Source organism: Streptomyces sp. NPDC005438 (genome assembly GCF_040606315.1).
Taxonomy (GTDB): Bacteria; Actinomycetota; Actinomycetes; order Streptomycetales; family Streptomycetaceae; genus Streptomyces.
Window position 1 is genome coordinate 50,661 of sequence record NZ_JBEXEP010000008.1, and the last position, 23,131, is coordinate 73,791.

Genomic DNA, 23,131 nt, shown 5'->3' on the forward strand with positions numbered 1-23,131 from the left:
CCGTACCACGAGGAGCCCCCGCACCATGCCCGATACGCCCGCCTACCCCGTCGGACTGCGGCTGACCGGGCGCCGTGTCGTGGTGCTGGGCGGCGGCACGGTGGCCGCCCGCCGACTGCCGGCCCTGCTGACCGCCGGGGCCCGGATCACCGTAATCTCCCCCGAGGTCACCCCCTCGGTGGAGGCGATGGCCCGGGCCGGCGAGCTGGAGTGGCTGCCCCGGGGGTATCGCGAGGGGGACCTGGCCGAGGCCTGGTACGCCCTGGTGGCCACCGACGACCCGGAGGCCAACGCGGCGGCCTCGGCCGAGGCCGAACGTTCCCGGGTGTGGTGCGTACGCAGCGACGACGCCGACGCCGCCTCCGCCTGGACCCCGGCCACCGGCCACGGCGACGGGGTGACCGTCGCGGTGCTCACCGGCCGTGACCCCCGCCGTTCCGCGGCGGTACGGGACGCGGTGGTCGAGGGGCTGCGGGAGGGAAGCCTGAACGCGCCCCGGTTCCGGGGACGGGGAGAACCAGCCACCCCCCGGATGGGGCGGGTGGCCCTGGTGGGCGGAGGCCCCGGCGACCCGGACCTGATCACGGTGCGCGGACGGCGGCTGCTGTCCCGCGCCGACGTGGTGGTGGCCGATCGCCTCGGTCCCCGGGACCTGCTGGACGAGCTGCCTCCGCACGTGGAGGTCATCGACGCCGCCAAGATCCCCTACGGTCGGGCCATGCCCCAGCGGGCGATCAACGAGGTCCTGGCTTCCCACGCCCGGGCCGGCCGCACCGTGGTACGGCTCAAGGGCGGCGACCCCTACGTCTTCGGCCGGGGCATGGAGGAGGCCGAGGAACTGGCCGCCCTCGGGGTACCGGTCACCGTCGTACCGGGCATCACCAGCGCCCTGAGCGTCCCGGCCGCCGCCGGGGTACCGGTCACCCACCGTGGCGTCACCCACGAGTTCACCGTGGTCAGCGGACACGTGGCCCCGGACGACGAGAGGTCCCTGGTCGACTGGCCGGCCCTGGCCCGACTGCGCGGCACCCTGGTGCTGCTGATGGCCGTGGAGCACCTCGAAGCCATCGCCCGGACCCTGCTGCGCCACGGTCGGGCCGCCGACACCCCGGTGGCCGTGATCCAGGAGGGCACCATGGCCACCGAACGCCGGGTACGCACCACCCTGGACGCGGTCGCCCGCACCGTGGCCGAACAGGGCCTGCGCGCCCCGGCGGTGGTCGTGGTGGGCGAGGTGGCCGCCCGCCTGCGCGAACTGGACCCACCACCGACGGCGACCGGAGACCAGGACCACAGGTGACCACCCCACTCACCCTCACCGACCCCCGGGACCCGCGACTGCGGGACTACACCCAGCTGACCGACGTGGCGCTGCGACGGATACGCGAACCCGCCGAGGGGCTGTTCGTCGCGGAGGGGGAGAAGGTCATCCGGCGTGCCCTCGCGGCCGGTTACCGTATGCGCTCCCTGCTGCTGACCGAGAAGTGGCTGCCGGTCATGGCGGACACCGTCGAGGAGAGCGGCGCCCCGGTCTACCTGGTCAGCCCGGAACTGGCCGAGACCGTCACCGGCTACCACGTACACCGTGGCGCCCTGGCCGCCATGTGCCGCGAACCGCTGCCCGAGGTGTCCCAACTGGTCGAGGGCGCCCACCGGGTGGCCGTCTTCGAGGACATCGTCGACCACACCAACCTCGGCGCCGCCTTCCGCTCGGCGGCGGCCCTCGGGGTGGACGCGGTGCTGGTCACCCCCCGGTGCGCCGACCCGCTGTACCGGCGTGCGGTGAAGGTCTCCATGGGCACCGTCTTCCAGGTGCCGTGGACCCGGATCACGCCCTGGCCCGAGGGGCTGACCGCCCTGCGCCAGCAGGGCTTCCTCACCGCCGCGCTCTGCCTCCGCCCCGAGGCGATCACCCTGGACGAACTGGCCGCCCGCCGGCCTGAGCGGCTCGCCCTGCTGTTCGGTACCGAGGGGGACGGGCTCACCCACCGGGCCCTGGACGCGGCCGACACCTGGGTGCGTATCCCGATGGGCGGGGGAGTGGACTCCCTCAACATCGCGTCCGCCTCCGCCGTGGCCTTCTACGCCACCCGGCGGTGACCGGGCGGGGTCCGGCGACCTCCCCGGTGACTGGCCCGGTACCTGGCCAGGCGGTTGCTCAGCGGCTGTGGAACCCCGGGGCGCCCAGGCCCAGGTCGGGGCCCTGACAGCCCTGTACCAGCGCGATGCCCAGGGCCACCAGCAGGGTCACCGTCACGAAGACCACCAACCGCTGGCGCAGCAGCCGGCGGTTCACCCGCAGCCGGGGCCTGCTCCCCGGGCCCTGGCCGCCCGAGGTGGGGCGCGACGGCCTCGACGTCGAAGGGCGGGTACCGGGCCGGCGCCCGCCGGAGGGGCGGGAGTGCGGCACCGACGGCCGTGGCCGGGATCCCGAGCCACCGGTCCGAGGGCGTACGTGCTCCTGGGTGCGCTCCAGGGAGGCCGGCCGCTCCGAGAGGCCGGGCCGGGCCCGTACCAGTCGTGCGGCGTCCACGTCCCGGGCGCCCCGGGCCTCGCGGGTGGCGATCTCCTTGAGGCGCAGCGCCAACTGCATGGTGCTGGGCCGCTCCTCGGGGTTCTTCGCCAGACAGGCCCGCAGCAGGGGCGCCAGGGCGGCGTGCACCTGGTGCAGCTGGGGCTCCTCGTGCACCACCCGGTAGAGCATCACCTCCGAACTGCCCTGTCCGAAGGGCGAGTCGGCGGTGCAGGCGAAGGCCAGGGTGGCCCCCAGGGCGAACACGTCGGTGGCCTGGGTGACGCCCACCCCCCGTACCTGTTCCGGTGCGAGGAAACCGGGGGAGCCCACGGCCGTGCCCACGTGGGTCAGCGTGCTGGCGCCGGTGGCCCAGGCGATGCCGAAGTCGATGATGCGCGGGCCCTTGGGGGACAGCAGGATGTTGGAGGGCTTGAGGTCACGGTGCACCACCCCCGCCTCGTGCACGGCCACCAGGCCCTCGGCCAGGGCGGCACCGATGGCGGCGGTCTGCGAGGGGGGCAGCGGGCCGTCGGTGACCACCTTGTCCTGGAGCGAGGGGCCGGGGACGTACTGGGTGGCGAACCAGGGGCGTTCGGCCTCCAGGTCGGCGGCCACGAAACGGGCCGTGCAGCCGCCCCGGATGCGTCGCGCGGCCGAGACCTCGCGGGCGAAACGGGAGCGGAACTCCCGGTCCTCCGCCAGGTCGGGTCTGATCACCTTGAGCGCGACCCGCTGTCCGCGCCGGTCGGCGCCCAGGTACACCACGCCCATGCCGCCGGCACCCAGTCGTCGGTGCAGCCGAAAGTTTCCGACGACTCGCGGGTCCTCGCGCCGGAGCCGCATCATCGCCATGTCCGTCCGTCCCCTACGTCCGGTGGGTCCGCCCCCACTCCTCCCGAACGATCCCACGTCATCGCCCGGTCCGCTTACCGGGCCCAGCTTACGGACTGCCCCGGCGGCCCGACGATAGGCCGCGCACAGTCGTCAGACGGATTGTCAGTGGCGGCTGGGACCCTGGATACCGGCACACAACGGGGGAGGCCGCCGCCGGTGGACGCTCGGTGGACGCCTGTCGGTGGACCTCCCAACGGAGCGCTGAGCGAGGGGGTTTGAGCGGATGAAGGGTGACCGCGTGGAGATCGTGGTGGACGCCGGAGACACCACCCGCACCTACGAGATGAGGGCCAGTCGGGCCGGCCGCCGGGTGGAGACCCAGGTGCGGCGGGGAGTGGTCGAGGTCAGTGAGGTCACGCGCAACGGATCGGTGGTGCGCACCGCCCGGTTCATGGCCAACCGGGTGCTGGCCCTGGTCGAACACCCCCTGCCCCGGGTCGAGGAGGGGGAGGAGCGCCCGGCGGCCTGACCGTTACCGGCCCGACCTCGGGGGAACCCTGACCCGGGGTCGGGCCGTGCGTACACCCTCGGACGTAGGAGACCCGTGGTGGAGTCATCCTGCGGTATGCCCGTGGTCGGTACGCGGGCATGACGTACGGGGCGATCACCGCGCACTACGCTGCCTTCAGGCGGCGGACGAAGCACTCGTCCCCCGAGGTCAGACGTTCGCCGCCGTGGACAGAGGACGGGAGCGGACCGTGACGCAGATGGCGGCGAGGCTGGTGGCGCAGGTCGGGCGCGGCAGGACCACCGCCGCGACGACGCGGCCGTCAGACCGCCGCCACCCGCTGGTGGCGCTCGCCATGGTGCTCCCGTTGGCCGCCCTGCTCGCCGTGGTGTTCGGCGGAGTGGAGGCGGTGCTCACCCAGGCGTCGTCCGTGGCCGGAATTCTGGGACGCTGAGGCGTCCCGGCTCGGGAGAGCGGCCCGAGTTGGGGACCCGGCCAGACAGCCCCGTGGGGACGGGGGTGCTTCGGACGGCTTGAGGGCCCGGGCACCTGAGAAGGTGCCCGGGCCCCGCGTACGCCGGTAGGCTCCGCGCCGGAAGGGGGCCGAGGTGACCCAGCGGACGGTACGGGCGTTGCTCGACCTGCTGACCTCGTACTCCCCGCCAGCGGCCCCCGAACCGGACGAGGGTGCCCGGGAGCCCGGGGTGCTGGCCGACCGGCCCGACGGCACGGTGGTACGCCTGGGCGACACCGTGGCCAAGGCCCACCCCCCGGACAGTGACCCCGACCCACTGGCGTTCCGGCTCCGGTTGGCCGCCGACCAACCCCGGCTGCTGCTCGCCCCGTTGAGGCCCGGAGCCGGCCCGGGGCTGACCGTGCCCCTCGCCGACCGCCCGGCCAGCCTCTGGCCCTACGGGGTACCGGTCGACCCCGAGCATCCCGAACACGCCCCGTGGGAGCGGGCCGGCCAACTGCTGGCCCGCCTGCACCGGTTGGACCCCTCCTCGGTGACCGCCCGGCTGGGCCCGGCACCGTACAGCCGGGGTCCGGCCAAGGTGGCGCGGGCGGTACGGCGGATGAGGCGGTGGGCCGCACGGTTCCCCGAGGAGGCCCGGACGGTGGAGCGGGCCTACGACGGGCTGCCGCCCTGGTGCCGCGACGAGGCCGCGCCCCCGGGCGAGTTGGCGCTCTGCCACGGGGACTTCCACCTGGGCCAGCTGGTCAGGCCTCCCCACCGGGGCGGGGACTGGTTGTTGATCGACGTGGACGACCTGGGTCTGGCGCCCGCCTGCTGGGACCTGGCCCGGCCGGCGGCCTTCTTCGCCTGCGGCCTGCTACCGCCCGAGGTGTGGCAGCGCTTCCTGCACGCCTACCAGACCGAACGCGGGCCCGACCTCGGCCCACACCCCTGGCCCTGGGCCGAGTTGGACGCCCCGGCCCGCGCCCTGACCGTACAGAGCGGGGCCTCGGCCCTGGCGCGGGCCGGCGAGGAGGACCGGAGCGTGGACGTGGACGAGCGGGCGCTGCTGGCCGCCTGTGCGCGGATGTCCCAACTCCCCGCGCCCGCCCGGGAATAGGCTGGGGGCAGGCTCACGAGCGTGAGCGAACGAGGATGAAGGGGAACGTCCTGTGCAGTGTCCCAAGTGTCGTGGTCCGATGCAGACCTTCAACCGCAGTGGAGTGCAGATCGAACAGTGCGGATCCTGTCGGGGGATCTTCCTCGACTACGGTGAGTTGGAGGCGCTGACCAGGATGGAGGCCCAGTGGGCCCAGGCCGCGCCGCCTCCGCCCCCGCCCAACCCGCACTCCGCGCCGCCTCCGCCCCCGCCGGCCTGGGGCGCGCCCCAGCCGCCCGGGTACCACCACGGCCACCACGGTCACTACGGCAAGGGACACCGGGGCTTCGGCCGGATGCTGTTCTCCTCGTAGGGCGCCGTGTTCTGCTCCCCTCCCCGGTACCGACGGGGGAGGGGAGCAGACACACACGAGAGGGCCCCACCAATCAGTGCCGGTGGGGCCCTCTGCTGGTGCGCGATACTGGGATTGAACCAGTGACCTCTTCCGTGTCAGGGAAGCGCTCTCCCGCTGAGCTAATCGCGCGGGCGAACCCGGAGGTTCGTGGTGGACGATACTGGGATTGAACCAGTGACCTCTTCCGTGTCAGGGAAGCGCTCTCCCGCTGAGCTAATCGTCCGAGGTGGAGACGGGATTTGAACCCGTGTACACGGCTTTGCAGGCCGTTGCCTCGCCTCTCGGCCACTCCACCAGCCGGAGTTCCGAGGAACTCCGAGAGCGGACGACGAGATTCGAACTCGCGACCCTCACCTTGGCAAGGTGATGCTCTACCAACTGAGCCACGTCCGCTTGCGTCGGGCGCCTGAGCGCCTCGGCGACGTGTCGAACTCTAGCGGATTCCCAGGCCAGCTCAAATTCTGTTCGCGCTGGGTGCCCGGGAGGACGCGACAGGTAGGGGGCGGATTGTCGGTGGCCGACCGCTTGTTCCCCTCTGTCGCGTGTCCCCGAGGGAGCCGCGAGGTGACCGAGTACGTCGGTCGCGCGCCCCTCGGAGACGGCGGCCGGCTCTCCGGGGATGACCGGGTGCCGAGGGTCTCGCGTACCCGCTCGCGATGACGTGACCAGGGGCGAACAGGTAGCGTCGCCGGTGGATCGCCTCCCGGGTGCGGGGCGAGTGACTTCGACGAGGGGAGTGCGTGGTGAGGATCTGGCTGGACGGTGGTCTCCAGGACGCCCGTACCGCACGGGTGTCCGTCTTCGACCACGGACTGACCACCGGCGACGGGGTGTTCGAGACCATGAAGGCGCGGGGCACCACCGCCTTCGCGCTCAGTCGCCACCTGGACCGGCTGGCGACCTCGGCCCGTGGACTGGGCCTGCCCGACCCCGACCTGGCGGAGGCCCGGGAGGCCTGCGCGGCGGTACTGGAAGCCAACCAGGTCACCCACGGCCGGCTGCGGATCACCTACACCGCCGGCTACTCCCCGCTCAGCTCCGACCGGGGCGACCAGCGGCCCACCCTGGTGGTGGCCCTCGCCGAGAGCCCGCCCACCCCCGAGGTGACCTCGGTGATCACGGTGCCCTGGACCCGCAACGAGCGGGGCGCCCTCGCGGGGCTCAAGAGCACCTCGTACGCGGAGAACGTGCTCGCCCTCGCCCGGGCCCGCCAACAGGGCGGCAGCGAGGCGGTGTTGGCCAACACCCAGGGGCAGCTGTGCGAGGGCACCGGCTCCAACGTCTTCGTGGTCGTCGGGGGGCGTCTGCTCACCCCGCCGCTGGAGTCCGGCTGTCTGGCCGGCATCACCCGCGCCCTGGTCCTGGAGTGGACCGAGGCCGAGGAGGCGGAGCTGCCGATGTCCGTACTGGACGAGGCCGAGGAGATGTTCGTGACCTCCTCCCTGCGGGACGTGCAGGCGGTACGGCGGGTGGACGACCGCGAGCTCCCCGAGGCCCCCGGGCCGGTCACCGCCAAGGCCATGCGGATCTTCCAGGAGCGTTCGGCCGCCGACATCGACCCCTGAGGTCCCACCCGGAGGTCGCCGTACGGTCTTCAGGCCCCGCGAAAGCGGGGAGAGTGGGGTTGCCGAGGGGCGCCGCACCGCCCCGGTCAGCCCACGAGCGACGGAGAGCCGAGGATGACCACCACCCTGCGCCCCAGTGGCCCCGAACGCCGGCAGGACGGCGCCCGGACCCGCGCCTTCGACGTCCTGGACAACGGCCGCCCGGTCGGGGGCGTCACCGTGAGCACCGACCCGGACTTCCCCGACCAGGTCGGACGGATCGACGAGCTGTGGGTCGCGCCGGCCGACCGCCGTCGGGGCCGGGCGACCGTGGCGATGCTGGCCGCCGAGGAGGTGCTGCGCGGCTGGGGGTGCGCCCGGGCGCAGCTGAGGGTGCCCGGGGAGGCCGAGGGCGCTGACGCGCTGGCGGGGACGCTCGGCTACCAGGAACGCAACCGGGGCATGGCCAAGACGCTCACCGGTGAGACCGCGCCCCCACCCGGCGGGATCACCGTGCGGGCCATGACCGAGCCGGAGTTCGCCGACTGGTGGGCCCAGGACCAGGCCGAACTGTTCACCAAGCTGCGGGGCGTCGGCTTCACCGAGGAGCAGGCCCGGGCGCGGGCCGCCGCCGCGGGCCGCGACCACCTCTCCCGGGGCCTGGACACCCCCGGCGCGGTGCTCCGGGTGCTCCACGACGCCGAGGGCACCCCGCTGGGCACCTTCTGGCTGTCCCTGGGACCCGACGTCCCCTACGACCTGGACGCCTGGGTGTTCGTGGTGCGCGTGGAGCGGGCCCACCGGGGCCGGGGGTACGGGCGCGCCCTGATGCTGGCCGCCGAACGGGAGTGCCGGGACGCCGGGGCGGAGCGGCTGGGGCTCAACGTCTACAGCGCCAACACCCCGGCCGTACGCCTCTACGACTCGCTGGGGTTCCAACCGTTCCTGAGGGTGTACGTCAAGCCGCTGTGACCCCGCCCCGGCCGACGGTCAGCCGGCCAGTCCCCGTGTGACGGCCTCCTCGATCCGGGAGCGCAGTCCCTCCTGGCTCTTGCCCCCGTCCAGCCGCAGGTCGGCGACCCCGTAGGTCGGGGTGCCGGTGACCCCGAGCGCCTTGCCCTCGGCCTGGTCGGCGTCCACCACCAGCAGGTGCCGTCCGTCGATCAGGGCGGTCTCCAACTCGTCGACGTCCAGGCCCAGTTCGCCCGCGACCTCCAGCAGTACCGGTTCGCCGCGCTCACCCAGTTCGGCGGTACGTGCCAGCAGCGCCTCTACGAACGGCCACCCCTGCCCCTGCGCTTCCGCCTCCTCGGCGGCCTGGGCGGCGGCGTAGGCGTGCCGGTGCCGCTCCAGCGGGAAGTGCCGCAACCGTACGAGGAGTTGGTCGCCGAACCTCTCCCGTAGCGCCCGCACGTCGTCCAGGGCGGAGTGGCAGTCGGGGCACTGAAGGTCGAACCAGGTGTCCAGGACCTGCGGGGTGGCGTTCATGCCGGTCAGTCTTCCAGCCCGACGACGCGGTGGGGAAACCACGGTGGGCGCCGGGCGGACGGCCACGACCCCGAGATGTCCCTGAACCTGTCGCCCTCCATGGCCGCCGGGCCCTCGGGGGGTGCACGATGGAGACATGCTCACCACGACTGTCTGCGCCTCGCTCACCGCCGCCGGGCTGGCCATCGCGCTGTTGACCGCCTACCGGCGCCGCTTCGTGTCGGCGACCCGGATCGCGGCCTTCGCCCTGCTGCCGATCGGCCTGGCCATGACCGGACTGGTGACCCTGGGCGCCTCGCTGGGCCGCGCCATCGGCCGGTGGCTGGGTGACCTGCTGTTCAGCCCCACCGTCTGGTCGGGCTTCGCGGTGCTGGCGCTCTCCGTGGTGCTGTTCGTGGTCTCCCGTATCGCCGCCCGCCGTGGGGCGGGCCGGGCCGGTACGTCCGCCCCGGCCGCGACGGCCTCCGGGGCGAACCGTCCCGCCGTGGCCCCGGCCTCCCAGGCGCCCGCCCGCTCCTCCGGGGGCTCGGCCGGGGGTGGTGGCGAGGACTTCAGCGACATCGAGGCGATCCTGAAGAAGCACGGCATCTGAGGGGCCCCGGCCCGCCGGGCCGGTACGGCCTCCGCACCCGTGCGGAGGGCTTCGGCCCTGGTCGGCGCACCGTGGCGGGGTGGTGGCGTTCGGTGAACTGCCGTGTGGCCGGAGCGTGTTGGGCGTGCGTGACGAGGCGAACTCGGTCATGATCCCCGCGAGATGACGTACCGCACCATGGGCCAGCCCTTCGGCCCCGATACCGAGCACGGCACCACCACCGCACCACCCCGGGCCCCCGTCCCGCCGGGGACGGCACTGCCCGAGACCCTCCCCGAACCCCCACGGGGCTGTCTGTTCGCCCTGTCCCAACCGCCGCTGATGGGGTTCCTCGCCCTGATCGCCCTGCTGGTGGGAGGTGCGGCGGTGCACGACCTGTTCCTCCTGTGAGGCCTCACAGGAGGCGCGCCCTCAGCCGTTGGCGGACTCCCGGCGCCGGGCCCGGTAGGCGGCCACGTGCAGTCGGTTGCCGCAGGTGCGGCTGTCGCAGTAGCGGCGGGACCGGTTGCGGGACAGGTCGATGAAGGCCCGGCGACAGTTGGGCGCCTCACAGCGGCGCAGCCTCAGTCGCTCCTTGGACACCAGCAGGAACCCCAGAGCCATCCCGCCGTCCGCCGCGAGGTGCTCGGCGAGGGTGGCGCCGGGGGCGAAGTAGTGCACGTGCCAGTGGTAGCCGTCGTGGTCGCTCAGCTGCGGGGTGGTCCCGGCCTTGGCCACGATGGCGTTGACCAGTTCCGCGAGCGTACGGTCGTCCTCGGCCGCGAAGGCCTCGGTGAAGCGGTCCCGCACCTGCCGTACGGCCTCCAGGTCCTGTGCGTCCAGGGTCCCGACGCCGCTGACCTCGTTGCGGCGGACGAAGTCCCGCAGGTCCTCCAGGGAACCCAGGGTGTCCTCGCCGGGTGGGACGGTGCTGTCCGGGGCGGTGTTGAGCAGGTCAGTCACGTTGTCGAGCGCGCACTGAACGTCATGACTGATCAACACGGTGGACTCTCCCGGTGTCGGTGCCAGCGGGCCGGGCGTCACGCTCGACCCGTTGCGAGCCTAGCGGCTGACGCCTACGCACAGCGACGCCGTCACCGCGCTGGATGTGCGGTGACGGCGTCGCTGGTGCCGCCGTGGGCAGCCGGCTCCGCAGCCGTCGCCCCGAGTCGGACGACCACGGAGAACCGGCGGACTAGCTCTCCGCGAGGATGTGGGACAGTTCGGTGTCGAGGTCGAAGTGACGGTGTTCGGTGCCCGGGGGCACCGCTGCGTCCGTCCTCTTGAGGAAGGACTCAAGGGCCCGCGCGGGGGCCTCCAACAACGCTTCACCCTCGGGGGAGCTGAGGGCGATGCAGGCTACTCCCTGTCCATGGCTTCGAGACGGCCATACCCGTACATCTCCGGTGCCGGTGGGCCGGTGTAGGCCCTCCGCCAGGAGATCGCGGGCGAAGACCCATTCGACGGTCTCCTCCGCGCCGGTGTGGAAGGTGGCGTGCACGGCATAGGGGTCTGCCGTGTCGTACCGCAGGCCCGCGGGTACAGGCAGTGATGACTCGCTCGAAACAACGAGGCGCAGGTGCAGCTCGCAGCTGACCGTGGTGTTCATAAGCGCCAGGGCCTTTCGCTCAGTGTGCGCTCGGGGGTTCGCACGTCGGCGAAATCGACATGCCACCTACGAGCCGGTTGTAAACCCCTCTGACTGATTTGAGGTGTCTGTATCGCTTTGTCAGGCCTTGGCGAATTTCGCTTCGGCGGCCGATCCAGTGAGCGAACCAGGTCCGGTACTCTCGGCCCCCATGGACACGGAGAGTGGCAAGCGCCGGACGGTCTCCAGGGCGCCGCGCTTCATCAAGGCCTCCCGCCCCCTGCACCTCAGTTGGCGCGTGGGTGTGTTCGTGGTGGGGCTCGCGGTGGTGGTCACCGGAGTGATCCTGCTGCCGCTCCCGGGGCCGGGCTGGGTGGTCATCTTCGGAGGCATGGCGATCTGGGCGACCGAGTTCTCCTGGGCGCAGGCCGTGATGCGCTACACCCGGCGGAAGCTGCGCCAGGGCGCGGAGTGGGCCAAGCGGCGCCGCGCGGAGCGGTCGGGCCGCAGCGAGCGGGAGACCGGTCAACAGTCCACACCCCCCTCCGACGAAGCCGGTACGTCCCCGGAACCGGACCAGCCCCCGAAGTCCTCCCCGGCCGGTGGGCAGGGCCCCTCCGACCGGTCGTCCTCGACCTCCGCTGACATGCGGTAACGTATGCGCCCGGCGGGCGATTAGCTCAGCGGGAGAGCGCTTCGTTCACACCGAAGAGGTCACTGGTTCGATCCCAGTATCGCCCACTTCCCCGCACGAGGGCCCCGACGGTCACAGACCGTCGGGGCCCTCGTCGTTCACGGATCAGTCGAGGCCGCGCAGCCGTTCGCCCAGCCGTCGGGCCTGGGACAGCCGCCGCTCGTAGCGGGCGCCCAGGGCCAGCAGCAGCGCCCCGCCCAGTGCCGGCGCCACCCAGCGCGGCATGGCGTCCACCACCTGCGCCAGATACGGGGCCAGCTCGTGGACGCCGACCACGGCCAGGGTCGCCGCTCCCAGCAGCAGCGGGGCCTGGAGTCGCAGGCTGGCGCCGGCCAGGGTGAGGGCCAGGGCGCACAGGCCCAGCAGCAGGGGCCGCTGCCAGCCGGCGTCGTACCAGGTGAGCGCCGCGCTGGGGAGCAGGGTCGCGGTCAGTCCGGGGGCGAAGGCGACCCAGGAGGACAGCTGGGGGTTCTGCCGCCGGCGCAGCCAGCCCACCGCCAGGCCCAGCACGGTCACCGGCAGGGTGTACGCCTCGGGGGTGCTGATGTCGGAGGCGTACCAGCGCGCCCAGAGGGCCAGCACCATCAGCGCACCGGACAGTGGCCCGGCCAGCGTCCGACGCTCGGGGCGGAGGGCCTGGGCGGCGGCCAGTACGCCGCACAGCGACAGGGCCAGGGACAGGGTGGCGGCGTCGGTGAGGGTGAGCCCCACGGCCACCGTGGCCACCAGGGCCCCGACCCCCTCCACCGCCAGGGAGGTGGGCGCGTCCTCCCGGAGGCGGCCGGCCACCCCCAGGGCGAGGCCGGACAGCGCCAGCAGCGCGAAGGCGTACCGCTCCGGGGCGAACCCGGTGGCGGCGCCCAGGGTGCTCAGGGCGCCGGCCAGGACGGCGACCGAGGCGGTGGCCGCGACGGCCCGGTGAAGGCCGGGTGCGCTGAGGGCGGCGACCGCGACGGTGACCGCGCTGAGGGCGCCCAGCACCAGCAGGTTGGTCGACCGGTCGGCCAACGACCAGCCGACGGTGGTGGCGGTCACCAGTGCGGCGCACCCCAGCAGGGCGGGGCCGGTCCACGGGCCGAGCCGGGGCGAGCGGGACCAGTGGGCCGCCGTCAGCCACAGGCCGGAGGACAGGACGAGCAGCCACAGCGCCCCGGGGCGGTAGCCGAGGTCCAGGGCCGGGGGACCGAGGACCAGGGCGGACACCAGCAGGGTCAGGGCCACCGGGTACGCGGCCCGTACGGTGGGCGCGAACCGGGCGGCCAGCATCGCGCACAGGGCCAGCACCAGCAGGGTCAGCGCCGCCGGGGTGGTCGCGGGGGTGGGGCCGCCCTCGGGGGTCAGCGCCTGCCGGGCGGTGTCCGGGGCGCCCCGCCACACCTGGGCCGCCCAGCCCAGGGGGCCCAGCAGCCCCTGGGTGACGGTGGGGAACACGGCGAGCAGGGTCAGCCCCTGCACCCCGACGCCGGCCAGCAGCAGCCCGTTCGCCGAGTGCCGGTCCAGCGGTGCGGAGGTCCGACCGGTACGGCCGGCGGTACCGGCCAGGGCGGTGGTCAGAGCGAGCCAGCCGGCGGCGCTCAGCGCGTACCCCGCGGGCCACCACTGGGTCGCCGGCAGCAGGGTCCGTACGGTGCCGCCCACGGCCGCGATCCCACACAGCCCGGCGGTCACGGCCAGCGGGGTGGCCAGGTCCGGGTCGCGCCGGGCCTGGTAGAGCAGCGCCAGGGCGGTCACCCCGAGGGCGGTGACGGTCGCCGGCAGCTCGCCGGGGTGCTCCGCCACGAGGGTCAGTGCCAGCTGGGACAGCAGCTGCGCACCCCCGACCACGACCAGGCAGACCACCGCGGTGGACCTCAACCGCCGTCCGGGGCTCAGCCGTTGGACCAGTACGGCGTCTCCGAGGGCGGTGAGCAGCAGCGCCCACAGCAGCCCGTCGGTGCCGCCTCCCAGGGCCAACGCGGCGGAGGGCAGGGGGAGTTGGGCCAGCACCACGGCGGCCGGCAGGGGCCCGCGCAGCCCCCGGGGCCGCAGGGCGTGCCCGTAGGCGGCCCACAGGGCGGCGACCGTGGCGGAGGCGAACGCCAGGTAGGTCTCCGGTGTGGGCTGCGGCAACAGGGTGTGCCGTATCGCGTAGGCGTCGAGGGCGACCAGCAGCAGCCCGACCGTGGACAGCGCCTCGGCGGTGGACCGCAGCCCCCGCCGCAACAGCCAGACCGGGGGCAGCAGCAGGGCGGTGGTGGCCACGGCGAGCACCAGGGCCCGGCCGCCGATGCCCAACTCGCCCCAGTTGAGCAGGGTGAAGGCGAGGGCGGCGACCACCAGCAGCAGGGCGCCCAGGCCCAGCAGCAGGTGCTGCACGCTCAGCGGGGCGGCGTCCCGCCGGCGCCCGGTGGCCGCGCTCCCGCCGGGGCGGTGCCCGCCCGTCGGGGTCTCGGTCGGGGCGGCGAACGGCTGGGCCCAGGAGGGCTGCCGTTGGGCGAGGAGCTGGCCGAGCAGGGTGTCCCGCTGGCCCAGCAGCCGTAGCCGTACCGCGTCGATCCGGGCCAGCCGGGTGGTGACCTGCCGCAGGGCGTCGGCCGTGGGGCCGGTCAGCGGGATGCCGCACCGGCCGCAGGAGGTGGCCGGCCCGGCGTGGGGCTGGCCGCAGTAGGGGCAGTGACCGTTTCCGGTGGGTGGCTGCTGGCTCATGGGGCCAGTGTTGGACGGCGCGTCGGGACGGGCATGGGTGCGGGTACTCAGATCCTGGTGAGTACCGGGGAGTTGAGGGCGAACGCCGAGGAGCGGTTCGATGGCGCAGGGTGACGGTCGTGGTCGCGGTGACTACCGGTTCCGCCACCGGTGGCGGCTGCCGGCCCGGCCGTCGGTGGTGTTCGCCGTACTGGAGCGGGTGGAGGAGTACCCCCGCTGGTGGCCCCAGGTGCGGGGGGTGGAACCGCTCGGCCCGGACCGGGGCACCGCCCGGTTCCGTTCGCTGCTGCCGGTGGAGCTGGTGGTCACCGCCCGGGCCACCCGTCGGGACCCGGAGGCGGGCGTGCTCCAGATCGCGATGGCCGGCGACCTGTGCGGCTGGGCCCGGTGGACCCTCTCCGCCGTTCCGGGCGGCACCGAGGCGCTGTACGAGCAGCGGGTCGAGGTGCGCAAACCCTGGATGCGGCGGCTGTCGTGGGCGGGCCGACCGTTCTTCGTGGCCAACCACGCGCTGATGATGCGGGCCGGGCGCAGGGGGCTGATCCGGCGACTGCGAACGGGTTTGGATGATGACTGAGGGGCACTGTATGGTTCTCACGTGCCGCTCAGCCGGCACAGGGGGCGATTAGCTCAGCGGGAGAGCGCTTCGTTCACACCGAAGAGGTCACTGGTTCGATCCCAGTATCGCCCACCCCGAAGAAGGCCGGTCCGTGTAAGCGGACCGGCCTTCGCGGTGTTTCCGGGCGTCTCCTGGCGTTTCACGGTGTTCCGGCCGGGACTCCGCTTCCCCCGACGGGGTTTGGTGTGGTCGGGGTCGGTGACAAGTGGGAGGAGACCCCCACCCCTCCCGGAGAGTTGATGTGCCCAGACAGCCCGTCCGACAGAGTCCACTGGCGGCCACCCAGCGGTGACCGCATGGCCCCGCTGAGCCGACGGTCCGCCCGCCAACTGGTCGCCGCCGCCACGGAGATGCTGCGGGCGGGCGCGCTGGCCACCCATCGCCGGGTCGGCTACCACGGCGCGCGGCACGGGGAGCGGGCCAACCGGCTGCTGGAGCGGGCCGAGCCGCCACGAGCCGAGGGCGGTGAGGTCACCGCCGGCCTGTCCGAGGAGCCCGGCCGGGGCGTACTGGTGACCTTGCTCGCGGCACTGCGGGCGCTGCGGCGCGGTCTGGACGGGCACCGTGACGCGGGGGAGCTGACCGGTCTGGACCGCGCGGTGGAGGAGGGCGCCTGCCAGGAGCTGACGGAGTCCCTGGTACGGCTGTTGAAGGAGACCGACACCATCCGTATCCGGGTCCGCTGGTCCCCACCGGGGCCCTCGGAGGTGGAGCCGGAGCCGGAGTTGACGTTCACCAGGGACGACCTGGCCCCCCTACAGTTGGCCGGCCAGAGGTACGTACGGGACGAGCCGGCCCAGCCGGTGCGGGTCACCGGCCAGGTGGTGCGGCTGCGCCGGGCGGAGGCGGACGGGCCCGGTTCGGTGCGGCTGCGGGTGCTGGAGGGCGCCGAGGTGGAGCAGGTGCGGATGGGCCTGGACCCCGACGCGTACGGCACCGCCGTGCGCGCACACCTTCGGGGGGTGCCGATCCGGGTGAGTGGCACCCTGGAGAGCCGTAGCGGGTTCCGGCGGATCACCGGTGCCCACGCCGTGGCGCTGGTGGAGTAGCCGGGCCACGGGCCGGTCGCCGGCCGTGGACGCGCGGTATCCCAGAGGCGGGGACCGCCCGGGGATCGGTACGATTCACGCTGCGCGGGGGCGCGCCCACGAGGGCGTTCGCCGAGGCCGCGCGTCGTCACCCAGAGCCGTACGGGGACGCACACGGTGCCGCGTACGGCGCACCACGAACAGTCAGGAGAGAGCGGTGTCAGAGGTCCAGGTGGTCATCCAACGCGATTCCGAGCGGGAAGAGCGAGTGGTGACGACGGGCACGACCGCCGCCGCTCTCTTCGAGGGCGAGCGCTCGGTGGTCGCCGCGCGGGTGGGCGGTGAGCTGAGGGACCTCAGCTACCCGCTGGCCCCGGGCGACGAGGTGGAGCCGGTGGACGTCTCCAGCCCGGACGGGCTGGACATCCTGCGGCACTCCACCGCGCACGTGATGGCCCAGGCGGTCCAGGAGCTGTTCCCGGACGCCAGGTTGGGCATCGGCCCGCCCATCCGGGACGGCTTCTACTACGACTTCGACGTGGACCAGCCCTTCACCCCGGAGGACCTCAAGCGCGTCGAGAAGAAGATGCAGGAGATCCAGAAGCGCGGTCAGCGCTTCGCCCGGCGGGTCACCACCGACGAGGACGCCCGGCGCGAGCTGGCCGACGAGCCGTACAAGCTGGAGCTGATCGGGCTCAAGGGGTCGGCGGCCGAGGCGGCCGAGGGCGCCTCCGCCGAGGTCGGCGCGGGCGAACTGACCATCTACGACAACCTCGACGCCAAGACCGGCGAGCTGTGCTGGAAGGACCTGTGCCGGGGGCCGCACCTGCCCACCACCCGTAACATCCCGGCGTTCAAGCTGATGCGCTCGGCCGCCGCGTACTGGCGGGGCAGCGAGAAGAACAAGCAGCTCCAGCGGATCTACGGCACCGCCTGGCCCAGCAAGGACGAGCTGAAGGCCCACCTGGAGTTCCTCGCCGAGGCGGAGAAGCGGGACCACCGCCGGCTGGGCGCGGAGCTGGACCTGTTCTCCATTCCCGAGGAGATCGGTTCCGGGCTGGCGGTCTTCCACCCCCGGGGCGGCGTGATCCGCAGGGTGATGGAGGACTACGCGCGCCGCCGCCACGAGGAGTCGGGGTACGAGTTCGTCTACACCCCGCACGCCACCAAGGGCACCCTGTTCGAGAAGTCGGGTCACCTGGACTGGTACGCGGACGGGATGTACCCGCCCATGCGGCTGGACGAGGACCACGACTACTACCTCAAGCCCATGAACTGCCCGATGCACCACCTGATCTACGACGCCCGTGGGCGCTCGTACCGTGAACTGCCGCTGCGGCTCTTCGAGTTCGGCACGGTCTACCGGTACGAGAAGTCCGGCGTGGTGCACGGGCTCACCCGGGCCAGGGGCTTCACCCAGGACGACTCCCACATCTACTGCACCCGGGAGCAGGTGGCCGAGGAACTCGACTCGCTGCTGACCTTCGTGCTCAACCTGCTGCGGGACTACGGCCTGGAGGACTTCTACCTGGAGCTGTCCACCAAGGACCCGGAGAAGTACGTCGGTTCGGACGAGGTCTGGGAGGAGTCCACCGAACTGCTGCGGCTGGCGGCCGAGAAGCAGGGCCTGGAACTGGTGATGGACCCGGCCGGCGCGGCCTTCTACGGACCGAAGATCTCCGTACAGGCCAAGGACGCCATCGGCCGCACCTGGCAGATGTCCACCCTCCAGGTGGACCTCAACATGGCCGACCGCTTCGACCTCCAGTACACCGCCGCCGACGGCTCCCGGCAGCGGCCGGTGATCATCCACCGTGCCCTGTTCGGCTCCATCGAGCGGTTCTTCGCCGTGCTCCTGGAGCACTACGCGGGGGCCTTCCCGGCCTGGCTCGCCCCGGTACAGGCGACGGGCATCCCCATCGGGGACGCCCACGTCCCGTACCTGGAGGAGTTCGCCGAGCGGGCCAGGGCCCAGGGGCTGCGGGTGGAGGTGGACTCCTCCGCCGACCGGATGCAGAAGAAGATCCGTAACGCGCAGAAGTCCAAGGTGCCGTTCATGGTCATCGCCGGTGACGAGGACGTGGCCGCCGGCGCGGTGTCCTTCCGCTACCGCGACGGCTCCCAGAAGAACGGCGTCCCCCGGGACGAGGCCATCGAGGAGATCCTCGACGTCGTACGGCGCCGGGCGCAGAACTGATCGCCCGGGTGGGGCGGGGGCCGTTGTCCGCCCCCGCCCCACCCGCACCGCACGGAGGCGGTCACCTTCCGCCAGGGAGCGGGGGAGTTGACCCGCGCCCGGCCCGCGCCCGGGCAGGTCTTATGCTGGCCCGCATGAGCAGCGAGCCGGAGCAGCAGATCGGGGTGGGCACGCCGGACGCGTTCCAGCGTCTGTGGACACCGCACCGCATGGCGTACATCCAGGGCGAGAACAAACCGAGTGGCCCGGGTGCCGACGACGGCTGCCCCTTCTGCTCCATCCCCGCCAAGAGCGACGAGGACGGCCTGGTGCTCGCCCGGGGAGAGCACGTCTACGCGGTGCTCAACCTCTACCCGTACACCGGCGGCCACCTGATGGTGGTCCCCTTCCGGCACGTCGCCGACTACACCGAGCTGAACGGCCCGGAGACGGTGGAACTGGCCGAGTTCACCAAGCACGCCATGGTCGCGCTGCGCTCCGCCTCCGGGGCCCACGGCTTCAACATCGGCATGAACCAGGGCTCCATCGCCGGGGCCGGCATCGCCGCCCACCTGCACCAGCACGTGGTGCCCCGCTGGGGTGGTGACACCAACTTCATGCCGGTCGTCGGCCACACCAAGGTGCTGCCCCAACTGCTGGCCGACACCCGGGCGTTGCTGTCCGAGGCGTGGCCCCGGGGCTGAACCCGGCGGACACCGACACACAGGTGTGGGGGCCACCCGGAGAACGGGTGGCCCCCACACCTGTGTGTCCCTCGCCGGAGCCGGGGCTCAGGCGTCGTACAGGTCGGCCTTGCCGGGGGAGGCGTCCTGCACCTGGCCGCTGAGGGCCATCGAGCGGGCGCCGAAGTTGGTGGTGTCCACGCCGTTCTCCCGCAGCACCCCCAGGGCCGCCGAGTGCACCACCCGCAGCACCGGGGTCGCCGCGCGCAGCGCGTCGTCCGCCATGAAACGGTGCCGCCAGGGCTTGTCCGCCCAGGCGTGCCGCAGTCCGAAGGGCTCGGGCAGGGACAGCTTGCCGCCCAGGAAGTCCAGCACGCTGGGGAACCAGGTGAACGGGGCACGGGCGGCCAGCCGCACTACCTCGGGGGTCTCCACCAGGGGCAGGGACACCTCGCGGGTCTCCCAGAAGCGGACCGACTTGGAGACCTGCTTGGTCTTGGCCTTGGGCTTGCTGGTGAACAGCGGGTTCACCGGCCCCAGGGCGTGACCGGTGACCTCCACCCGCAGGGTGTGGTGCAGCACGGTCACCGTGATCAGCAGGGTGATCACCAACTGGCCGTCCCAGAGCACGAACTGCACGCCCAGGTAGTGCCGGTTGCCCGAGCCGAACTGCTGCTCGTTGCAGATGCGCTGGATCTCGAAGTCCTTGACGCGGTACGCCTCGATCTCGGAACCCTCCGGGCGGCTGACCGCCTTGGCGCCCTCTCCGATGGGCTCCACCACCCAGTGCTGGATGTGCGGGGTGGGGAAGCCGCCGGTGTGCAGCGGGCCGCGCTCCAGCAACCGCAGCTGGTCGTGGATCGCCCGCACCACGTCCCAGCTGCGGAACGGGTGGATCTCGCTGTCGGGGTCGGCCGGCCTTAGCTCCTCGGCCATCTGCCAGCTGCCCCAGCGGGTGCCCATGCCGAGTATCCCCTTGGGGCCGGCGTAGTAGACCAGGTTGCTGTGCTGCTCGGCCGCGATCTTGGCCAGCCCCAGCCGGATGCGTTCCGCACCCCGGTCACCCGGGTCGTGGGGCACCGCCTCCGGGATACGGGCGCCCAGCCCACCGCCGCTGAGCAGGGACTCCCAGCGGACCCGCAGGTCCTTGGCGTAGTGCTCGCTGATCCGCTTGGCCCAGAACCAGCCGATGATGGGCGCCAGCAGCATGGCGCGGAGGTAGAGCGCCCAGAAGCCCTGGACCGGCAGTTTGACCATCAGCAGCAGCGCCAGACCGCCCAGCACCACCAGCACGACCGAGCCCAGCGCGCCCACCCGCTTGTCCTGGGAACCGGCCATGGTGCGCCGCAGTTGGAAGGCGCCCAGCCACAGCAGCACCCCGGGCAGGAACAGCAAGCCGAACAGCACCATCACCACGGTCAGCCGCATGTCCCGGGCGCGGCGGGTGCTGTTGGCGGCCAGACAGTGCTCGACCACGGTGGTCGGTTCCGTACCGAAGGACTGGATCAGCGGCTTGCGGGCGCCTCCCAGCAGCCGGGTCTGTACCGCGCGGGAGAAGGCCTCGCCCAGGTTGGGCTCGAACAGGGAGATCTTCGGTGGCTTGACCGAGGCCTCGCCGTTGGCCTTGATCAGGTCGTCCAGCGACCCGTCCCGGTACGCGGCCGAGGCCAGGGCATGGGTGGCCGCGGTCGCCCCGGCCGGCCCCGAGAGGGGGACCTGGGCTCCGGGGCTGAAGTCGAAGGCCGTCTCGGTGTTGCTGCCGCTGAGGTCGTCGAACCCCGCCACTGTGTCCTCACTCCGCCGAAGGTGCCGCCCACAGCCCGATTCCCAACCGGCCCGCCGCGCACACCTGTTGTGAGACTGCTACGCCGTGATCAGCGTAGGGCCCAAGGCCGACTCATCGCCAGGCGGAAATCCGACGTCCCGTCACACCTGGCGCCCCGTCAACCGTGCCCCCGACAACGGTACGGGTTCGGGGTGGCCGGTGCGGCCGTCTCGACCAACCCCGCACCCGTACCGCTCAGGCCTCCCCGTCGGACAGCCGGGCGGCCACCTGCTGCGGCATCGGCTCGTACCGCAGGTGGGTACGGCTGAACCAGCCGGTGCCGTGGGACAGCGCCCGAAGGTCCAGGGCGTACCGGCTGATCTCCCGCTCCGGCACCTCCGCCCGCACCAAGGTCCCCCCGTCCGGGGCCTGTTCGGTGCCCGAGACCCGACCCCGACGGGCGGATAGGTCGCTCATCACCGCGCCCACGAACTCGTCGGTCACCCGCACCTCCACCTCCGCCACCGGCTCCAGCAGGCTCGACCGCCCGGCCGAGGCGGCCTCCCGCAGCGCCAGCGCCCCGGCCGTCTGGAAGGCCGCGTCCGAGGAGTCCACCGAGTGCGCCTTGCCGTCCAGCAGGGTCACCCGCACGTCCACCAGGGGGTTGCCGGTGAACACCCCGCGCTCGGCCTGGGCGCGGACGCCCTTCTCCACCGAGGGCACGAACTGGCGGGGCACCGCGCCCCCCACCACCCGGTCGACGAACTCGATACCCGAACCCTCCGGCAGCGGCTCCACCCGGATCTCGCAGATCGCGAACTGCCCGTGGCCACCGGACTGTTTGACGTGCCGACCGCGCCCCTGAGAGGGCGCGGCGAAGGTCTCCCGCAAGGCAACCCGGTACTCCACCGGGTCCACCCGGACCCCGTACCGGCCGCTCAGCCGCTCCAGGGCCACGTCCCGGTGCGCCTCGCCCAGGCACCACAGCACCACCTGCCGGGTCATCGGGTTCTGCTCCAGCCGCATCGTCGGGTCCTCGGCCACCAGCCGGGCCAGCCCCTGGGACAGCTTGTCCTCGTCGGCCTTGGAACGCGCGGCCACCGCCACCGGCAGCAGCGGGTCGGGCATCCGCCAGGGCGACATCAGCAGGGGCGCGCCCTTGTCGGAGAGGGTGTCCCCGGTCTCGGCACGCCCCAGCTTCGACACCTGGGCCAGGTCGCCGGCCACCGCCCTCGGCAGGGGCCTGAGCTGTCTGCCGAACGGGGAGCCCAGCCCGCCGATCCGCTCGTCCACGTCGTGGTCCTCATGCCCCCGGTCGGCCATGCCGTGACCGGAGACGTGCACGGTCTGGTCCGGCAGCAGGGTGCCGGAGAAGACCCGTACCAACGACACCCGCCCCACATAGGGGTCCGAGTCGGTCTTCACCACCTCGGCGGCCAACGGGCCGTCGGGGTCGCACTCCAGCGCCGGCCGGGGCCGTCCCTCCGGGGTGGTGACCGGGGGCACCGGCCGCTCCGCCGGGGTGGGGAAGCCCCGGGTGACCAGTTCCAGCAGCTCGACGGTGCCCAGCCCCTCGCGGCCGGAGTCCTCCGGCGGGGCGGCGGCCAGCACGGGGTGGAAGACCCCTCGGGCCACCGCCTTCTCCAGGTCCTTGATGAGGGTGTCCCACTCGCACTCCTCGCCGGCGAGGTAGCGGTCCATCAGGGTCTCGTCCTCGCTCTCGGCGATGATCCCCTCGATCAGTCGGGCCCGGGCGGTGTCGAACTCCTCGCCCAGGCCCGCCCCGTCCGGCACCTCGCGGCGGCTGCCGGTGGAGTAGTCGAACACCCGGCGGGTCAGCAGACCGCGCAGGCCCACCACCGGGGCGCGCCCGTCGGGGTCACGCTCCCCGTACAGCGGGAGGTACAGCGGCAGCACCGCGTCCGGGTCGTCACCCCCGAAGGCCTCCCGGCACTCGCGGGTCACCTCGGCGAAGTCTGCCCGGGCGGCGTCGAGATGGGTGAGCACCAGGGCCCGGGGCATCTCCACCGAGGCGCACTCCCGCCACAGCGCCCGGGTCGAGGCGTCCACCCCGTCGGCCGCCGACACCACGAAGAGGGCCGCGTCCGCGGCCCTCAGTCCCGCCCTCAACTCCCCGACGAAGTCGGCGTACCCGGGGGTGTCCAGCAGGTTGATCTTGTAGCCGCGCCACTCCAGCGGGACCACCGACAGCTGGACCGAACGGTGCTGGCGGTGCTCCATGTCGTCGAAGTCCGACAGCGCGGTGCCCTCCTCTACCCGGCCGGTCCGGCTGATGGCGCCGGTGGCCAGGGCGAGCGCCTCGACCAGGGTGGTCTTGCCGGAACCGGTGTGGCCCACCAGGGCGACGTTCCGCAGCGAGGCGGGGTTCCAGGAGGTGGCCGAACCGGCCCTCGGGTGTGTGCTCGTCTTGTCGCCCATGTGTCCGAAGCCTTTCGGTCGAC

At 73.0% G+C, this 23,131-nt stretch carries 22 protein-coding genes and 6 tRNA genes; 17 read left to right on the forward strand and 11 right to left on the reverse strand.

Annotated elements, in window-relative coordinates:
* The first annotated feature begins 25 nt into the window (after window positions 1-25).
* Both cobA and ABZT14_RS17785 read left to right on the forward strand, forming a co-directional pair.
* Entirely contained in the window at window positions 26-1,300 is a 1,275-nt protein-coding gene (gene cobA, locus ABZT14_RS17780; RefSeq protein WP_356303293.1) for a uroporphyrinogen-III C-methyltransferase, read from the forward strand.
* On the forward strand, window positions 1,297-2,100 hold the full coding sequence (locus ABZT14_RS17785) for an RNA methyltransferase (RefSeq protein ID WP_356303296.1): 804 nt from the start codon (window positions 1,297-1,299) through the stop codon (window positions 2,098-2,100). Before cobA ends, ABZT14_RS17785 begins: the two co-directional genes overlap by 4 nt.
* 58 nt (window positions 2,101-2,158) lie before the next feature.
* Here the strand turns inward: ABZT14_RS17785 and ABZT14_RS17790 are convergent, their stop codons facing one another.
* Window positions 2,159-3,367 (reverse strand): protein kinase, encoded by a 1,209-nt coding sequence (locus ABZT14_RS17790; RefSeq protein WP_356303299.1) that lies wholly within the window; start codon window positions 3,365-3,367, stop codon window positions 2,159-2,161.
* A gap of 265 nt (window positions 3,368-3,632) precedes the next feature.
* Here ABZT14_RS17790 and ABZT14_RS17795 point away from each other — a divergent pair, with 265 nt between their 5' ends.
* From ABZT14_RS17795 to ABZT14_RS17810, 4 genes are all read left to right on the forward strand, one after another.
* A complete protein-coding gene (locus ABZT14_RS17795; RefSeq protein ID WP_356303302.1) occupies window positions 3,633-3,878 on the forward strand; it encodes a hypothetical protein in 246 nt (81 codons plus the stop codon).
* A 238-nt stretch (window positions 3,879-4,116) separates the two neighbouring features.
* Window positions 4,117-4,311, forward strand: coding sequence for a hypothetical protein (locus ABZT14_RS17800; protein WP_356304069.1), 195 nt, complete (start codon window positions 4,117-4,119; stop codon window positions 4,309-4,311).
* Between the two features lie 154 nt (window positions 4,312-4,465).
* Complete coding sequence (locus ABZT14_RS17805; RefSeq protein ID WP_356303304.1) at window positions 4,466-5,434, forward strand: phosphotransferase; 969 nt, start codon at window positions 4,466-4,468, stop codon at window positions 5,432-5,434.
* Window positions 5,435-5,486: 52 nt separating this feature from the next.
* Entirely contained in the window at window positions 5,487-5,786 is a 300-nt protein-coding gene (locus ABZT14_RS17810; protein ID WP_356303307.1) for a zf-TFIIB domain-containing protein, read from the forward strand.
* A 96-nt stretch (window positions 5,787-5,882) separates the two neighbouring features.
* On the opposite strand, the gene ABZT14_RS17815 is transcribed toward ABZT14_RS17810, so the two are convergent.
* The 4 genes from ABZT14_RS17815 to ABZT14_RS17830 all read right to left on the reverse strand — a co-directional run bounded on the left by ABZT14_RS17815 (window position 5,883) and on the right by ABZT14_RS17830 (window position 6,221).
* Window positions 5,883-5,957, reverse strand: a tRNA-Val gene (locus ABZT14_RS17815).
* Between the two features lie 19 nt (window positions 5,958-5,976).
* Window positions 5,977-6,051, reverse strand: a tRNA-Val gene (locus tag ABZT14_RS17820).
* A 1-nt stretch (window position 6,052) separates the two neighbouring features.
* Window positions 6,053-6,123: transfer RNA gene (locus ABZT14_RS17825), tRNA-Cys, on the reverse strand.
* Between the two features lie 25 nt (window positions 6,124-6,148).
* Window positions 6,149-6,221 (reverse strand) — tRNA-Gly (locus ABZT14_RS17830).
* A 350-nt stretch (window positions 6,222-6,571) separates the two neighbouring features.
* Here ABZT14_RS17830 and ABZT14_RS17835 point away from each other — a divergent pair.
* Window positions 6,572-7,393, forward strand: coding sequence for an aminodeoxychorismate lyase (locus ABZT14_RS17835; protein ID WP_356303310.1), 822 nt, complete (start codon window positions 6,572-6,574; stop codon window positions 7,391-7,393).
* A gap of 114 nt (window positions 7,394-7,507) precedes the next feature.
* Window positions 7,508-8,344: a GNAT family N-acetyltransferase gene (locus ABZT14_RS17840; protein ID WP_356303313.1), complete on the forward strand. Its 837-nt coding sequence runs from the start codon at window positions 7,508-7,510 to the stop codon at window positions 8,342-8,344.
* Window positions 8,345-8,362: 18 nt separating this feature from the next.
* Here the strand turns inward: ABZT14_RS17840 and ABZT14_RS17845 are convergent, their stop codons facing one another.
* Window positions 8,363-8,860 carry a DsbA family protein gene (locus tag ABZT14_RS17845; RefSeq protein WP_356303315.1) on the reverse strand — a complete coding sequence of 166 codons (498 nt, stop codon included), beginning with the start codon at window positions 8,858-8,860 and terminating at the stop codon, window positions 8,363-8,365.
* 136 nt (window positions 8,861-8,996) lie between these two features.
* Here ABZT14_RS17845 and ABZT14_RS17850 point away from each other — a divergent pair, with 136 nt between their 5' ends.
* A complete protein-coding gene (locus ABZT14_RS17850) occupies window positions 8,997-9,452 on the forward strand; it encodes a hypothetical protein (protein ID WP_356303318.1) in 456 nt (151 codons plus the stop codon).
* Between the two features lie 162 nt (window positions 9,453-9,614).
* Window positions 9,615-9,842, forward strand: a complete 228-nt coding sequence (locus ABZT14_RS17855; RefSeq protein WP_356304109.1) for a hypothetical protein — start codon at window positions 9,615-9,617, stop codon at window positions 9,840-9,842.
* 21 nt (window positions 9,843-9,863) lie between these two features.
* On the opposite strand, the gene ABZT14_RS17860 is transcribed toward ABZT14_RS17855, so the two are convergent.
* Both ABZT14_RS17860 and ABZT14_RS17865 read right to left on the reverse strand, forming a co-directional pair.
* On the reverse strand, window positions 9,864-10,433 hold the full coding sequence (locus ABZT14_RS17860; RefSeq protein WP_356303319.1) for a CGNR zinc finger domain-containing protein: 570 nt from the start codon (window positions 10,431-10,433) through the stop codon (window positions 9,864-9,866).
* A gap of 193 nt (window positions 10,434-10,626) precedes the next feature.
* Window positions 10,627-11,040, reverse strand: coding sequence for an SsgA family sporulation/cell division regulator (locus tag ABZT14_RS17865; protein WP_016905455.1), 414 nt, complete (start codon window positions 11,038-11,040; stop codon window positions 10,627-10,629).
* 190 nt (window positions 11,041-11,230) lie between these two features.
* Here ABZT14_RS17865 and ABZT14_RS17870 point away from each other — a divergent pair, with 190 nt between their 5' ends.
* Window positions 11,231-11,674, forward strand: a complete 444-nt coding sequence (locus tag ABZT14_RS17870) for a TIGR02611 family protein (protein WP_356303322.1) — start codon at window positions 11,231-11,233, stop codon at window positions 11,672-11,674.
* A gap of 14 nt (window positions 11,675-11,688) precedes the next feature.
* Window positions 11,689-11,760: transfer RNA gene (locus ABZT14_RS17875), tRNA-Val, on the forward strand.
* Window positions 11,761-11,818: 58 nt separating this feature from the next.
* Here ABZT14_RS17875 and ABZT14_RS17880 read toward each other — a convergent pair.
* On the reverse strand, window positions 11,819-14,398 hold the full coding sequence (locus tag ABZT14_RS17880; RefSeq protein ID WP_356303325.1) for a hypothetical protein: 2,580 nt from the start codon (window positions 14,396-14,398) through the stop codon (window positions 11,819-11,821).
* 100 nt (window positions 14,399-14,498) lie between these two features.
* On the opposite strand from ABZT14_RS17880, the gene ABZT14_RS17885 reads away from it, so the two are divergent.
* From ABZT14_RS17885 to ABZT14_RS17905, 5 genes are all read left to right on the forward strand, one after another.
* Window positions 14,499-14,975 carry an SRPBCC family protein gene (locus ABZT14_RS17885; RefSeq protein WP_356303328.1) on the forward strand — a complete coding sequence of 159 codons (477 nt, stop codon included), beginning with the start codon at window positions 14,499-14,501 and terminating at the stop codon, window positions 14,973-14,975.
* Window positions 14,976-15,017: 42 nt separating this feature from the next.
* Window positions 15,018-15,089 (forward strand) — tRNA-Val (locus ABZT14_RS17890).
* A gap of 224 nt (window positions 15,090-15,313) precedes the next feature.
* Complete coding sequence (locus ABZT14_RS17895) at window positions 15,314-16,066, forward strand: hypothetical protein (RefSeq protein ID WP_356303331.1); 753 nt, start codon at window positions 15,314-15,316, stop codon at window positions 16,064-16,066.
* A gap of 196 nt (window positions 16,067-16,262) precedes the next feature.
* A complete protein-coding gene (gene thrS / locus ABZT14_RS17900; protein ID WP_356303334.1) occupies window positions 16,263-18,242 on the forward strand; it encodes a threonine--tRNA ligase in 1,980 nt (659 codons plus the stop codon).
* A gap of 122 nt (window positions 18,243-18,364) precedes the next feature.
* Window positions 18,365-18,925 (forward strand): HIT domain-containing protein, encoded by a 561-nt coding sequence (locus ABZT14_RS17905; protein WP_356303337.1) that lies wholly within the window; start codon window positions 18,365-18,367, stop codon window positions 18,923-18,925.
* An 87-nt stretch (window positions 18,926-19,012) separates the two neighbouring features.
* On the opposite strand, the gene ABZT14_RS17910 is transcribed toward ABZT14_RS17905, so the two are convergent.
* Window positions 19,013-20,689, reverse strand: coding sequence for a hypothetical protein (locus tag ABZT14_RS17910; protein WP_356303340.1), 1,677 nt, complete (start codon window positions 20,687-20,689; stop codon window positions 19,013-19,015).
* A 235-nt stretch (window positions 20,690-20,924) separates the two neighbouring features.
* Window positions 20,925-23,108, reverse strand: a complete 2,184-nt coding sequence (locus tag ABZT14_RS17915; protein ID WP_356303343.1) for an elongation factor G-like protein EF-G2 — start codon at window positions 23,106-23,108, stop codon at window positions 20,925-20,927.
* Between the last annotated feature and the right edge of the window lie 23 nt (window positions 23,109-23,131).